Annotated in this window: 12 protein-coding genes; 11 read left to right on the top strand and 1 reads right to left on the bottom strand. The window is 70.2% G+C overall.

Annotation, left to right across the window (positions count from 1 at the left end; translation table 11 throughout):
• The first annotated feature begins 153 nt into the window (after nt 1–153).
• Entirely contained in the window at nt 154–1,599 is a 1,446-nt protein-coding gene (locus ABIA33_RS13620; RefSeq protein WP_370080912.1) for a GntP family permease, read from the top strand.
• Nucleotides 1,600–1,680: 81 nt separating this feature from the next.
• On the opposite strand, the gene ABIA33_RS13615 is transcribed toward ABIA33_RS13620, so the two are convergent.
• Nucleotides 1,681–2,121 carry an SRPBCC family protein gene (locus ABIA33_RS13615; RefSeq protein ID WP_370080910.1) on the bottom strand — a complete coding sequence of 147 codons (441 nt, stop codon included), beginning with the start codon at nt 2,119–2,121 and terminating at the stop codon, nt 1,681–1,683.
• Between the two features lie 160 nt (nt 2,122–2,281).
• Here ABIA33_RS13615 and ABIA33_RS13610 point away from each other — a divergent pair, with 160 nt between their 5' ends.
• The 10 genes from ABIA33_RS13610 (at nt 2,282) to ABIA33_RS13565 (ending at nt 14,406) form a co-directional block, all read left to right on the top strand.
• Nucleotides 2,282–3,292, top strand: coding sequence for an acetamidase/formamidase family protein (locus ABIA33_RS13610; RefSeq protein WP_370080908.1), 1,011 nt, complete (start codon nt 2,282–2,284; stop codon nt 3,290–3,292).
• An 8-nt stretch (nt 3,293–3,300) separates the two neighbouring features.
• A complete protein-coding gene (locus ABIA33_RS13605; protein WP_370080906.1) occupies nt 3,301–4,188 on the top strand; it encodes a class I SAM-dependent methyltransferase in 888 nt (295 codons plus the stop codon).
• The gene (locus ABIA33_RS13600) at nt 4,188–4,712 is read left to right on the top strand and encodes an NUDIX domain-containing protein (protein ID WP_370080904.1); all 525 of its coding nucleotides are present in this window, start codon (nt 4,188–4,190) and stop codon (nt 4,710–4,712) included. The genes ABIA33_RS13605 and ABIA33_RS13600 overlap by 1 nt, the downstream gene beginning before the upstream one ends.
• A 265-nt stretch (nt 4,713–4,977) precedes the next feature.
• Complete coding sequence (locus ABIA33_RS13595; protein ID WP_370080902.1) at nt 4,978–6,762, top strand: 3-hydroxyacyl-CoA dehydrogenase family protein; 1,785 nt, start codon at nt 4,978–4,980, stop codon at nt 6,760–6,762.
• A 41-nt stretch (nt 6,763–6,803) separates the two neighbouring features.
• Entirely contained in the window at nt 6,804–7,715 is a 912-nt protein-coding gene (locus ABIA33_RS13590; RefSeq protein WP_370080900.1) for a TetR family transcriptional regulator, read from the top strand.
• A gap of 398 nt (nt 7,716–8,113) precedes the next feature.
• Nucleotides 8,114–9,451, top strand: coding sequence for a crotonyl-CoA carboxylase/reductase (ccrA, locus tag ABIA33_RS13585; protein WP_370080897.1), 1,338 nt, complete (start codon nt 8,114–8,116; stop codon nt 9,449–9,451).
• Nucleotides 9,448–11,478, top strand: a complete 2,031-nt coding sequence (locus ABIA33_RS13580) for a protein meaA (RefSeq protein WP_370080895.1) — start codon at nt 9,448–9,450, stop codon at nt 11,476–11,478. The genes ccrA and ABIA33_RS13580 overlap by 4 nt, the downstream gene beginning before the upstream one ends.
• Before the next feature lie 53 nt (nt 11,479–11,531).
• Entirely contained in the window at nt 11,532–12,542 is a 1,011-nt protein-coding gene (locus ABIA33_RS13575) for a CoA ester lyase (protein WP_370080893.1), read from the top strand.
• 24 nt (nt 12,543–12,566) lie between these two features.
• Complete coding sequence (locus ABIA33_RS13570; RefSeq protein ID WP_370080891.1) at nt 12,567–13,070, top strand: MaoC family dehydratase; 504 nt, start codon at nt 12,567–12,569, stop codon at nt 13,068–13,070.
• Nucleotides 13,071–13,182: 112 nt separating this feature from the next.
• Nucleotides 13,183–14,406 carry an acyl-CoA dehydrogenase family protein gene (locus ABIA33_RS13565; RefSeq protein WP_370080889.1) on the top strand — a complete coding sequence of 408 codons (1,224 nt, stop codon included), beginning with the start codon at nt 13,183–13,185 and terminating at the stop codon, nt 14,404–14,406.
• Nucleotides 14,407–14,475: the final 69 nt, after the last annotated feature.

The raw sequence follows: 14,475 nt of genomic DNA, 5'->3' as shown, positions 1-14,475 counted from the left end.
GGAGCCAACCGTGGTTGGTTGGCGACCGACGACAACGCGGCAAGCGGAGTCGCAGGGCGTCGCGAGCCCGGCCTAGATCTTCAGCACCCTCCTAGGAGGGTGCTCCTCCCCCCACCTCTCGCCCTCGCCCTTCCTTGTCGACGGAGACAAAGCGTGACCACCCTTCTGCTGGCCGCGGACGCGGTCCTCCCCCACAGCAACAGCGATGCCAGACTCCTCACCGCCATGCTGCTCGGCATAGCTGTGATCGTCGTCCTCATCACCTGGCTGAAGCTGCATCCCTTCCTGGCGCTGACGCTCGGCTCCGGAGTCCTCGCGGCCGTCGCCGGAGTGCCCTTCGACAAGCTGATGACCAGCTTCTCCACCGGTTTTGGCGCCACCGTCACCAGCGTCGGGCTGCTGATCGGACTCGGCGCGATGCTCGGCAAGCTGCTCGCCGACTCGGGCGGCGCCGCCATCATCGCGGACACCGTGCTGGCACGGTCCGGGCCGCGCAGCCTGCCCTGGGCGATGGCCCTCATCGCCGCGCTGGTGGGACTGCCGCTGTTCTTCGAGATCGGCGTGGTGCTGCTGGTCCCGATCGTGGTGCTGGTCGCCCGGCGCGGCAACCTGCCGCTGATGCGGGTGGGCATCCCGGCCCTGGCCGGCCTCTCCGTGCTGCACGGGCTGGTGCCGCCGCACCCCGGCCCGCTGGTCGCCGTCTCCGCGCTGCACGCGAACCTGGGCGTCACGCTGGCCCTCGGCCTGCTCGTCGCCGTGCCCACCCTGGTCGTCGCGGGACCCCTGTTCTCCCGTGTCGCCGAGCGCTGGGTCGGCCCGCTGGAGCTGCCGGCCGCCGTCAACTCCGCGGCCACCGACCCCGCAGCCACCGACCGCGCAGTCGCCGACCCCGCGGCCGCCGACCCCGCGGCGGACGGCGAGCCGCGCCGCGCCCCGAGCTTCGGCGCGACCCTGGCCACCATCCTGCTCCCGGTCGTGCTGATGCTCGGCAAGGCCCTGGTGGACATCGTCGTCGACAACCCCAAGGCCACCCCGCAGCGGATCCTCGACTTCGTCGGCTCCCCCCTGATCGCCCTGCTGCTGGCCGTCCTGGTCGCCATGGTCACCCTCGGCCGGGCTGCGGGCTTCAGCCGGGGGAAGATCTCCGCGACCACCGCCGCGTCGCTCGGTCCCGTCGCCGGGATCGTCTTCATCGTCGGTGCGGGCGGCGGGTTCAAGCAGACCCTGGTGGACTCGGGCGTCGGCGGCGCGGTCAGCAGCTGGGCCACCCATCTGCACATCTCGGCCCTGCTGCTGGGCTGGCTGATCGCCGTGCTGATCCGGCTGGCCACCGGCTCGGCGACGGTCGCCACCATCACCGCCGCCGGGATCGTCGCCCCGCTGGCGGTGGGGATGAGCTCGACCCACACCGCGCTGCTGGTGCTGGCGATCGGTGCCGGATCGCTGTTCTTCTCCCACGTCAACGACGCCGGATTCTGGCTGGTGAAGGAGTACTTCGGAATGAGCGTGGGCCAAACGCTGAAGTCCTGGTCGGTGATGGAGACGGTCATCTCCGTCGTCGCGATCGCCCTGATCATGCCGTTGAGCCTGCTGCTCTGACCCCGCCTCCGCAAAGGCGACGTCAGCGGCCCTGCTCCGGAAGGCTTCCGGAGCAGGGCCGCTGACGCAGTTCGGGACCGGTCAGCCGACGGCCGAGGCCAGTCGTCCCAGCACCTCGTTGTGGATCCGGTTGAGGCCCTTGGGAGCGAAGGTCCGCTCGAAGAAGCCGCCGATGCCGCTCGCGCCGGTCCAGGTGGTCTCGACGACGACCTTGGCCTTGCCCTCGCCGGCCGGGGTCACCGTCCAGGTGATGACCATGCTGGAGTTGGCGTCGGTCTCCACCAGCCGACCGGGGGACGGCTCGGTGACGGTGAACAGGCAGTCGCGCACCCGCTTCTCGGTGGCCTGGAGCTTCCAGTGGACGACCGTCCCCGCGCCCTTGCCGCCCTCGCGGACCTGGTACTCGCTGTACTGCGCGGGCAGCAGCCCCTGCCTGGTCTTCTCGTAGTCGGCCAGCGCGTCGAAGACCTGCTCCGGCGAGGCGTCCAGCACCCGCTCGGTGACCGCGTAAACCTGGCCCATGGTCGTACTCCTCCTGCTCACTGTGCGCTCACGTGCTTGCGCCTCAGCCAACCACCGCAAGCCGCGCCGTCCAAACCGGACCGCCCGACGTGACCGTGGGGACGCGCGGAAAGCGGACGGCCTCTTCCACCGGCCGGAGCAAGCCCCCTAGCCTGGGCGCGTGACCGATCCCCGCGTCCTCACCGTACGACCCACCCCGGACAGCTACGCCTGGACCTTCGGCGGGGCGGCCCCGATCGCCCGGATCACGCCGGGCACGGTGCTCGACGTGTTCACCGAGGACTGCTTCGCCGGGCGGGTGACCTCCGAGAAGACCCTGGTCTCCGAGGTCTGCGAGTTCCCGTTCCTGAACCCGCAGACGGGCCCGTTCTTCGTCGAGGGCGCCGAGGTCGGCGACACCCTCGCGGTCCACTTCGTCTCGGTCGAACCCGCCCGCGACTGGGCCGCGTCCACCACCGTCCCGCTGTTCGGCGCGCTCACCTCCACGCACACCACCGCCACCCTGCAACCGCCGCTCCCGGAGACCGTCTGGATCTGGCAACTGGACCGCGAGCGCCGCACCTGCCTGTTCTCGGCCCGCGACAACGGGATCCAATTGGAACTGCCGATGGACCCGATGCACGGGACCGTCGGCGTCGCGCCCGCCAATCTCGAGGTCCGCTCCGCGCTCGTCCCCGACGCCCACGGCGGCAACCTCGACACACCGGAGATGCGCGCGGGCGTCACCTGCTACCTGGGCGTCAACGTCGAAGGCGCGCTGTTCAGCCTCGGCGACGGCCATGCCCGCCAGGGGGAGGGCGAGACCTGCGGGGTCGCCGTGGAGTGCGCCATGAACACCGTCGTCATCGTCGAGCTGCTGAAGGGCGTCGCCACCCCGTGGCCGCGCCTGGAGTCCGACACCCACATCATCTCCACCGGCTCCGCCCGCCCGCTGGAGGACGCCTTCCGGATCGCCCAACACGACCTGGTGCAGTGGCTGGTGCGCGACTACGGCTTCTCCGCCATGGACGCCTACCAGTACCTCTCGCAGGCGGTCGAGTCCCCGCTCGCCAACGTCTGCGACACCAACTACACGGCCGTCGCCAAGGTCCGCAAGAGCTGGCTGCCGAGCGCCTCGCCGCACTCCGGCCTGCACGCCCAGCTTCGGGAGCGGGCCACCGCCCTGCGATGATGCGGGGCATGACGACAACCTGGGACGCCACCGCCTTCGACGCGTTCGAGCGACGCGGCTGGGTCGGCCGCACCGAGGCGTACGAGAACGGCTTCGCCCGGATGACGGCGCACACCGTGGCGCCGCTGCTCGACGCGGCCGGCGTCAGCGCCGGAACCTCCGTGCTGGACGTGGGCACGGGGCCCGGTGTGGTGGCCGCGGCCGCGCTGGCGCGCGGTGCGCGGGTGAGCGCCGTCGACGCCTCTCCGGAGATGGCCGCCCGAGCGGCCACGGCCTGCCCCGGCGCCGAGGTGCACACCGCAGCCCTGCCCGAACTACCGTTCGCCGATGCGTCGTTCGACGCCGTCGTGGGCAACTTCGTGATCAACCACCTCGGCGACCCCGCCGCCGGGCTGGCCGAGCTGCGGCGCGTGCTGCGCCCCGGCGGACGCCTGGCACTCACCTGCTGGGAGCGCACCCTGATGCGAGCGACGGCCGTGTTCGGCGAGTCCGTCGCCGAGGCCGGCATCCCTCACCCGTCCGACCTGCCCAGTACCGGCCCGTTCCTCGCGGGCGCCGAGGACCGCGCCGTCGCCTTCGCCGCTCTGCTCGCCGCGGCGGGCCTCGCGGACACCGAGGCCCGCCGCGTCGAGTGGCTGCACCGGGTGGACCCGGACGTGTGGTGGGGTTCCGTCGTCGGGGGCACCCCCATCACCGGCTCGCTCATCGCCCGGCAGTCCGCGGCCACGGCTGCCGCGGTCAAGCGCCACTACGACGACGCGGTCGCTCGGTACGCCGTCCCCGGGACGGGCCTGGTCGACCTTCCCGCCGTCGCCGTCCTCGGCACCGGCCGCCGCCGTCCGGACGCATCCGACGCTTTCGGCGCCTTCGGCGCTTCCAGGCCGGGGGACACCTGATGCAGCAGGGACGCAGCGCGGACGAGCTGCTGGACATCGTCGACGACCAGGACCGGGTCGTGGGCCAGGCCCTGCGCGGGGAGGCCACCGCCCGGCGGCTGCGCCACCGCTGCGTCTTCGTCCTCGCCCGGGACCCGGAGGACCGGATCTTCGTCCACCGCCGCACCGCCGAGAAGCTGGTCTTCCCGTCCCTGTACGACATGTTCGTCGGCGGGGTGGTGGGCGCCGGGGAGTCCTACGACGAGGCCGCCGGGCGGGAGGCCGAGGAGGAACTCGGCGTCACCGGCCTGTCCCCCACCCCGCTCTTCCGCTTCCTCTACGAGTCGCGGGACCACACCTGGTGGTCCGCCGTCTACGAGACCCGCACCCCGGCCGACGTCTCCCCGCAGGCCGACGAGGTCGCCTGGCACGCCTTCCTGACCGAGGCCGAACTGACGGCGCGCCTCCCGGAATGGACCTGGGTCCCGGACGGCCTCGCCGCCTGGCAGCGGCTCACCCTCTGGCGCTCGGGGTCGGGATCCTGACTGCGTCGCGGGCGCGCCCTCTTCCTACCGGTGGGTAGCCGGGGTACAGTAACCGCCACCACCCCCGTCGGCGTCGGGAGCCGCCACGACGGGTCGGGTGGATTTTTCTCTGGCGTGGCGTCACATCTGACGAGCCCGACCCAGAGCACTCGCAGCACTCTTGTTTCACACGGTGACCTCAGTCGCGCCGTGCCCCCCTCATCTCTTTGTCGCGCGACCGCCGGAGCGGAACGGCGGGCGCGGCGCTCCCCGAGGAGTCTTGATCATGGCTGAGCACACCCCTCTCTTTCCCGTCGTCGCCGTCGTCGGCCTGGGCACCATGGGTGCCGGGATCGCCGAGATCGCGGCGCGCAGCGGGCGCCGGGTGATCGGTGTCGAGCTGGACGCCGCCGCGGCCGAGGCCGCCCGACACCGCATCGAGGAGTCCACGGCGCACTCCGTCGAACGCGGGCGGATCACCGCGGACGAGCGCACCGAGCTGCTGGAACTGATCACGGTCACCCACCGGCTCGCCGGCGCCGCGGAGGCCCAGCTCGTGATCGAGGAGATCCCGGAGCAGCTGGAGCTCAAGCGCGAGCTGTTCGCCGAGCTGGACCGGATCTGCCCGCCGGAGACTGTCCTGGCGACCGGCACCACCGCGCTGTCGGTGACCAGGATCGCCGCGGCGACCCAGCGGCCGGAGCGGGTGATCGGCCTGCACTTCTTCAACCCGGCGCCGGTGATGCAGCTGGTCGAGGTGGTCCGCACGGTGCTGACCGGCACGGATGTCGCGGAGGCCGCGGCGGAGTTCTCGCGGAGCCTCGGCAAGTCGCCGGTCGCGGCGGGCGACCGCGCCGGCTTCATCGTCAACGGGCTGCTGTTCGCCTACCTGAACCAGGCCGCCGCGATGTTCGAATCCCGCTATGCGACCCGCGAGGACATCGACGCGGCGATGCGACTGGGCTGCGGCCTGCCGATGGGCCCGCTGGCACTGCTCGACCTGATCGGCGTCGACACCGCGAAGACCGTGCTGGAGGCGATGTACGCGCAGTCGCACGACCGGCTGCACGCCCCCGCCCCGATCCTGGGCCAGCTGGCCGCGGCCGGACTACTCGGCCGCAAGACCGGGCGCGGCTTCTACGCGTACGCCGCCCCGGGTTCCTCGCAGGTGGTCGCCGAGGACCACAGCGGGAGCGAGGCGAAGGCCGCCGGCCGTGAGGTGCGCACTGTCGGCGTGTGCGGCTCCGGGACCATGGCGACGGGCATCGCAGAGGTGTTCGCCAAGGCCGGCTACGCCGTCACGCTGGTGGCGCGCAGCCAGGAGAAGGCGGACCGGGCGAAGGCCGCACTGGGCACCTCGCTGGAGCGGATGGTCAGCAAGGGCCGGCTGAGCGAGGCGGACCGGGACGCGGCGCTGGCGCAGGTGACGGCGAGCGGCTCGCTGGAGGACCTGGCCGATGCCGACCTGGTGCTGGAGGCGGTGGCCGAGGACCTCGTGGTGAAGCAGGAGCTGTTCGCAACCCTGGACAAGATCTGCAAGCCGGGCGCGGTGCTGGCGACGACCACGTCGAGCCTGCCCGTGATCAAGTGCGCGATGGCGACCGGCCGTCCGCAGGACGTGGTCGGGATGCACTTCTTCAACCCGGCCCCGGCGATGAAGCTGGTGGAGGTCGTCAGCACGGTGCTGACAGCCGAGGACGTGACGGCGACGGTGCTGGAGCTCTGCGCGAAGGTGCGCAAGCACCCGGTGGAGTGCGGCGACCGCGCCGGGTTCATCGTGAACGCGCTGTTGTTCCCCTACCTGAACGACGCTGTGCGCATGATCGAGGAGCACTACGCCTCGGTCGACGACGTCGACACCGCGATGAAGCTGGGCTGCGGCTACCCGATGGGCCCGTTCGCGCTGCTGGACGTGGTGGGCCTGGACGTGTCGCTGACGATCGAGAAGGTGCTGCACGCTGAGTTCCGCGAGCCGGGCCTCGCGCCCGCACCGCTGCTGGAGCACCTGGTGGCGGCCGGGTGCCTGGGACGCAAGACGGGACGTGGATTTCGCGACCACGCCCGCCGGTGACAGCGCCCGTCCGGCCCCGCGCGGAGTGTAGCGTTCGCGTCATGAGCGGGGCAGAAACACAGGCAGGACAGCAGGAGTCGCAACAGGTGTCACAGCCGGTGTCGCAGCAGGTCGACCAGACCAACGGTGTCGGCGGCCGCAGGGTCACAGCGCAGCGGCAGCAGATGCGCCAGGATCTCGCGGCGGCGGCGATGGAGCTGTTCGCCAACCAGGGCTACGAGGAGACGACGGTCGATCAGATCGCCGCCGCCGCAGGCGTGGCCCGGCGCACCTTCTTCCGCTACTTCCGGTCCAAGGAAGAGGCGATCTTCCCGGACCATGACGACACGCTGATCCTGGTGGCCGACCTGCTGGCGGGTGCCGATCCCGCCGAGCATCCGCTCGACGTGGTCTGCCGGGGCATCAAGGAGGTGCTGCGGATGTACGCGGCGACTCCGGGCGTCTCGGTGGCGCGGTACCGGCTGATCCGTCAGGTGCCGACGCTGCGTGAGCGGGAGATCGCGGTGGTGGCCCGTTACGAGCGGCTGTTCACCCGGTACCTGCTGGGCCGCTTCGACACGGCCGGCCAGTCGTCCGGCGGCTGGGAGCGGGGTGTCGGCGACGACGCGATGCTCGCGGAGGTGTCGGCGGCGGCCGTGGTCGCGGCGCACAACCACGTGCTGCGCCGCTGGCTGCGCTCGGGCGGGCGGGGTGAGGTGGAACCGCAGCTGGACCATGCCTTCGAGGTGATCAAGCGGACCTTCTGGGGCAACGCGCCCAGCAGGCCGCAGGCACCTGGCGTGGCACGCAGTGCCAGCCATGGCACCGCGGAGACCCTGAGCAGTGCGGTCGAGAGCGCCGTGAGTGCCACACCGTCGGGCGAGGTACTGATCACCGTGGCCCGCACCGACGCACCTCTGGACGAGGTCCTGCAGAGCATCCGGGCCGCGCTCGGAGCACCCAGTGGGTCCTAAAGTCGGATCATAAGAGCAGGTCACAGCACAGAAGCGAGCAGGCCCACACCGGCGAGTCGGGTGGGCCTGCGGCGTTTCCCGGGATAGACGTTGCGACGTGATGACGCTCACGTGTCCTGAGGCCAAAATGATGGCACGCAGTGTCTTTACGAGTGGCACAGCGTGCCAGTACGTTGTTACCCACTGGTCGCGGCGCCGCGGCTCCCCACCCTGGCGCGCCATGCCCAGCGTTCGTGCGCCATCCCTGCACGGACAGCCCCGCCAAGCTCGGAACAGCCCCACCCCTGCGACTGAAGCGCACAAGAAGTTCCCCTCAGACCACCGGTGTCCGCTCCCGGTAACCCCCAAATCGACGCACCCCGCACCCCCTCAGCGGGGGGACGCCGCCGGAGGCAGCCATGAAGGAAATCCTCGAAGCGATCATCAGCGAGGACGCGAGCCCTGCGGACTTCGCCGCGCTCACCGTCCCCGACTCCTACCGGGCGGTCACGCTCCACAAGGACGAGGAGCAGATGTTCGCCGGCCTGGACAGCCGCGACAAGGACCCGCGCAAGTCCCTGCACCTGGACGAGGTCGCCGTGCCCGAGCTCGGCCCGGGCGAGGCCCTGGTCGCGGTGATGGCCAGCGCGGTGAACTACAACACCGTGTGGAGCTCGATCTTCGAGCCGGTCTCGACCTTCAGCTTCCTGGAGCGCTACGGGAAGCTGTCGCCGGAGACCGCGCGACACAACCTGCCGTACCACGTGGTGGGCTCGGACCTGGCGGGTGTGGTCCTGCGGACCGGCCCCGGCGTCCACGCCTGGAAGCCCGGGGACGAGGTCGTCGCGCACTGTCTGAGCGTGGAGCTGGAGAGCTCCGACGGCCACAACGACACGATGATGGACCCGGAGCAGCGCATCTGGGGCTTCGAGACCAACTTCGGCGGGCTGGCGGAGATCGCGCTCGTGAAGTCCAACCAGCTGATGCCGAAGCCGGCCCACCTGACCTGGGAGGAGGCGGCGTCCCCGGGCCTGGTGAACTCCACCGCCTACCGCCAGTTGGTCAGCCGCAACGGCGCCGGGATGAAGCAGGGCGACAACGTGCTGATCTGGGGCGCCAGCGGCGGCCTCGGCTCCTACGCCACGCAGTACGCGCTGGCAGGCGGAGCGACACCGATCTGCGTGGTCTCGAACGACGCCAAGGCCGACATCTGCCGGAAGATGGGCGCGGAGGCGATCATCGACCGCAGCGCCGAGGACTACAAGTTCTGGAAGGACGAGAACAACCAGGACCCGCGCGAGTGGAAGCGCCTGGGCGGGAAGATCCGCGAGCTGACCGGCGGTGAGGACGTCGACATCGTCTTCGAGCACCCGGGCCGGGAGACCTTCGGCGCGAGCGTCTACGTGACCCGCAAGGGCGGCACGATCGTCACCTGTGCCTCGACCAGCGGATACATGCACCAGTACGACAACCGTTACCTGTGGATGTCGCTGAAGCGCATCGTCGGCTCGCACTTCGCCAACTATCGCGAGGCGTGGGAGGCGAACCGCCTGGTCGCCAAGGGGAAGATCCACCCGACCCTGTCCCGGACGTACACCCTGGAGGAGACCGGCCAGGCGGCGCTGGACGTCCACCACAACAAGCACCAGGGCAAGGTCGGCGTTCTGTGCCTCTCCCCGCGCGAGGGCCTGGGCGTCCGCGACGAGGAACTGCGCGCGAAGCACCTGCCTGCGATCCAGCGCTTCCGGGGTGAATGACCGTGACTGAGCGAGACCGCCCCTGGTTGATGCGGACGTACGCCGGACACTCGTCCGCCACCGCGTCCAACGAGCTCTACCGGAAGAACCTGGCGAAGGGTCAGACGGGCCTTTCCGTCGCCTTCGACCTGCCCACCCAGACCGGCTACGACCCCGACCACATCCTGGCCAGGGGCGAGGTCGGCCGGGTCGGCGTCCCGGTCAGCCACCTCGGCGACATGCGGGCGCTGTTCGACGGCATCCCGCTGGAGCGCACCAACACCTCCATGACGATCAACGCCACGGCGATGTGGCTGCTGGCGATGTACCAGGTCGTCGCGGAGGAGCAGGGCGCGGACACCGCGAAGCTCACCGGCACCACCCAGAACGACATCGTCAAGGAGTACCTGTCGCGGGGGACGCATGTCTTCCCGCCCGGGCCGAGCATCCGGCTGACCACGGACATGATCGCCTACACCGTGGCGAACATCCCCAAGTGGAATCCCATCAACATCTGCAGCTACCACCTGCAGGAGGCGGGGGCCACGCCGGTCCAGGAGCTCGCCTTCGCGATGTGCACCGCGATCGCCGTCCTGGACGCGGTCCGCGACAGCGGGCAGGTCCCGCTGGAGCAGATGGGCGACGTGGTCGCGCGGATCTCCTTCTTCGTCAACGCGGGCGTCCGCTTCGTCGAGGAGATGTGCAAGCTCCGTGCGTTCAGCCGGATCTGGGACTCCGTCACCCGCGAGCGCTACGGCATCACCGACGACAAGCAGCGCCGGTTCCGCTACGGCGTGCAGGTCAACTCACTGGGCCTGACCGAGGCGCAGCCGGAGAACAACGTCCAGCGGATCGTGCTGGAGATGCTCGCGGTGACGCTGTCCAAGGACGCCCGCGCGCGCGCCGTCCAGCTCCCGGCCTGGAACGAGGCGCTGGGCCTGCCCCGTCCGTGGGACCAGCAGTGGTCGCTGCGCATCCAGCAGGTGCTGGCCTACGAGTCGGACCTGCTGGAGTACGGTGACCTGTTCGAGGGCTCGAAGGTCGTCGAGGCCAAGGTCGCCGAGCTGGCCGAGGGCGCGGAGCAGGAGATCGCCAAGGTGCTGGAGATGGGCGGCGTCATCCCCGCCGTCGAGTCCGGCTACCTCAAGGCCGCCCTGGTCGCCTCGCACGCCGAGCGCCGGGGCCGGATCGAGTCCGGCGAGGACAAGGTCGTCGGCGTCAACTGCTTCGAGACCACCGAGCCCAGCCCGCTCACCGCCGACCTGGACACCGCGATCATGCAGATGGACCCGGCGTCCGAGCAGGCCGTGGTCGACGCCTTCGCGCAGTGGCGCAAGCACCGCGACGAGGACGCGGCGCAGGCCGCGCTGGCCGAGCTCAAGCGGCAGGCGGCCACGACGGACAACCTGATGCCGGCCACCCTCGCCTGCGTCCGGGTCGGGGTGACCACCGGCGAGTGGTCGCAGGCCCTGCGCGAGGTCTTCGGCGAGTACCGCGCGCCCACCGGGGTCGGCGGCGCGCCCGTCACCGGCGTGCTCACCGGCGACAGCGGCGCCGAGCTGCTGGCCGTCCGGGAGGCCGTGCGCGCCACGGCCGAGCAGTTGGGCGCCGGCAAGCTGCGGCTGCTGGTCGGAAAGCCCGGCCTGGACGGCCACTCCAACGGTGCCGAGCAGATCGCCGTCCGGGCCCGCGACGCCGGGTTCGAGGTGGTGTACCAGGGCATCCGGCTGACGCCGGAGCAGATCACGGCAGCGGCCGTGGCCGAGGACGTCCACTGCGTCGGCCTCTCCATCCTCTCCGGCGCGCACACCGAGCTCGTTCCCGACGTGCTGCGGCGGCTGCGCCGGGCCGGGGTCGAGGACGTCCCGGTGATCGTGGGCGGGATCATCCCGGCGGCGGACGAGCAGGCACTGCTCGCCGAGGGCGTTGCGGCGGTGTTCACCCCCAAGGACTTCGGCATCACCACCATCATCGGCCGGATCGTGGACGAGATCCGCCGGGCACACCAGTTGGAGCCCTGGAAGGGACGCGTTCCGGCCGCGCAATAGAGTCGCAGGCACCGGCCGCCCCACCCCAAGCCCCTCACCACCGAAGAGGATCGATGACAGCCCACCCGTCTCCCGCCGCCGCCCTTTCGACGAGCGGCTCCGCCGCGCACCTCCCGAATCGTTTGCGCCCCCGCCGCTCCTGCCTCGCCGTGCCGGGCAGCAACCCGCGCTTCCTCGAGAAGGCCCAGGGCCTGCCCGCCGACCAGGTCTTCCTGGACCTGGAGGACGCCTGCGCGCCACTCGCCAAGGAGGGCGCCCGCCACACCATCGTGGACGCGCTCAACACCGGTGACTGGAGCGGCAAGACCCGCACGGTGCGCGTCAACGACTGGACCACGCACTGGACCTACCGCGACGTGGTGACCGTGGTCGAGGGCGCCGGCCAGAACCTGGACTGCATCATGCTGCCCAAGGTCCAGGACGCCCAGCAGATCGTCGCGCTGGACCTGCTGCTCACCCAGATCGAGAAGACGATGGGCTTCGAGGTCGGGAGGATCGGCATCGAGGCGCAGATCGAGAACGCCAAGGGCCTGGTCAACGTGGACGCCATCGCCGGAGCCTCGCCCCGGCTGGAGACCATCATCTTCGGCCCGGCCGACTTCATGGCCTCCATCAACATGAAGTCGCTGGTCGTCGGCGAGCAGCCGCCCGGCTACCCGGCCGACGCCTACCACTACATCCTGATGCGCATCCTGATGGCGGCGCGGATGCACGACCTGCAGGCGATCGACGGCCCCTACCTGCAGATCCGCAACGTCGACGGCTACCGCGAGGTAGCCGGCCGCGCGGCCGCGCTGGGCTTCGACGGCAAGTGGGTGCTGCACCCCGGCCAGGTCGACGCCGCCAATGAGGTCTTCTCCCCCACCCAGGAGGACTACGACCACGCCGAGCTGATCCTGGACGCCTACGACTGGTGCACCTCGGAGGCCGGCGGCCGCAAGGGCTCGGCGATGCTCGGTGACGAGATGATCGACGAGGCCAGCCGCAAGATGGCGCTGGTGATCGCGGGCAAGGGCCGCGCGGCGGGGATGCAGCGCACCAGCAAGTTCGACGCACCCAACTAGTCACAGCCTGGAGGCCTGAAGACCATGCAGTTCGGACGCACCTACGAAGAGTTCGAGGTCGGCGCGGTCTACAAGCACTGGCCCGGAAAGACGGTCACCGAGTATGACGACCATCTCTTCTGCCTGCTGACCATGAACCACCACCCGCTGCACATGGACAGCAACTACGCCGAGAAGACCACCGACTTCGGCAGGAACGTCGTCGTCGGCAACTACATCTACTCGCTGCTGCTGGGCATGTCCGTGCCGGACGTCTCCGGGAAGGCCATCGCCAACCTGGAGGTCGAGTCGCTGAAGCACATCGCGCCGACCTTCCACGGCGACACGATCTACGGCGAGACCGTGGTGCTGGACAAGACGCCGTCCAAGTCCAAGTCGGACCGCGGCATCGTCTACGTCGAGACCAAGGGCTACAAGCAGGACGGCACCGTCGTCTGCGTGTTCCGCCGCAAGGTCATGGTCCCCACCGAGACCTACATCAAGGAGCGCGGCGGCGAGCAGCCGGGGCGCCCGGAGCCCCGCTCCTAGGGCGGACAGCCCCTACCCCCCAACGGGGTGCCCTGCGGTGTCTGCCACGCCCGCAGGGCACCTTCGCCCTCCCCTTCTTGTTCTTGTTCTTGCCTCGTTCAGGAGTAGCCACATGGGACGCCTCGCCCAGACCGAAGGTCTCACCGAGATCCAACAGGACATCCTCGCCACGGTGCGGAGCTTTGTCGACAAGGAGATCATTCCGGTCGCCAACGAGCTGGAGCACCGCGACGAGTACCCCACCGCCATCGTCGAGGGCATGAAGGAGATGGGCCTGTTCGGGCTCATGATCCCGGAGGAGTACGGCGGCCTCGGCGAGTCGCTGCTCACCTACGCGCTGGTGGTCGAGGAGATCGCCCGTGGCTGGATGTCGGTCTCCGGCATCGTCAACACCCACTTCATCGTCGCCTACATGATCGCCCAGCACGGCACCCAGGCGCAGAAGGAGCACTTCCTGCCGCGTATGGCGACCGGCGAGGTCCGCGGCGCCTTCTCGATGTCCGAGCCGGGCCTCGGCTCGGACGTCGGCGCGATCCGCACCAAGGCCGTCCGCGACGGCGACTCCGCCGGGGCGGACTACGTCATCAACGGCCAGAAGATGTGGCTGACCAACGGTGGCACCTCCACTCTCGTCGCGGTGCTCTGCCGCACCGACGAGGGCCAGCCGGAGGGCGCGGCCCCGCACAAGTCGATGACGACCTTCCTGATCGAGAAGACGCCGGGCTTTGGTCCCAACGAGAGCGTCCCGGGCCTCACCATCCCCGGCAAGATCGAGAAGATGGGCTACAAGGGCGTCGACACCACCGAGATGATCCTGGAGGACGTCCGCGTCCCCGCGGACATGGTGCTGGGCGGGGTCTCCGGGCGCGGCTTCTACCAGATGATGGACGGCGTCGAGGTCGGCCGCGTCAACGTCGCGGCCCGTGGTTGCGGCGTCGCACAGCGCGCATTCGAACTGGGGATCCGCTACGCGCAGCAGCGGGAGACCTTCGGCAAGAAGATCGCCGAGCACCAGGCGATCCAGTTCAAGCTGTCCGAGATGGCGACCAAGGTCGAGGCCGCGCACCAGATGATGATCATGGCGGCGCGCAAGAAGGACTCGGGTCAGCGCAACGACCTGGAGGCCGGCATGGCCAAGTACCTGGCCTCGGAGTACTGCAAGGAGGTCGTGGAGGACTCGTTCCGGATCCACGGCGGCTACGGCTTCTCCAAGGAGTACGAGATCGAGCGCCTGTACCGGGAGGCTCCGATGCTGCTGATCGGTGAGGGCACCGCGGAGATCCAGAAGATGATCATCGGCCGCCGCCTGCTGGAGGAGTACCGCCTCGCCGAGTGAGGGCTACCACGTGAGGGCGATATTCGGCCGGATCCTGCGAGATCCGGCCGTTTTCGCCGTTCTGGCCTC

Source organism: Streptacidiphilus sp. MAP12-16, from assembly GCF_041262165.1.
GTDB lineage: Bacteria > Actinomycetota > Actinomycetes > Streptomycetales > Streptomycetaceae > Streptacidiphilus.
The sequence above is the reverse complement of the archived record's forward strand: the minus strand, read 5'-3'. Positions and strand labels throughout refer to the sequence as shown.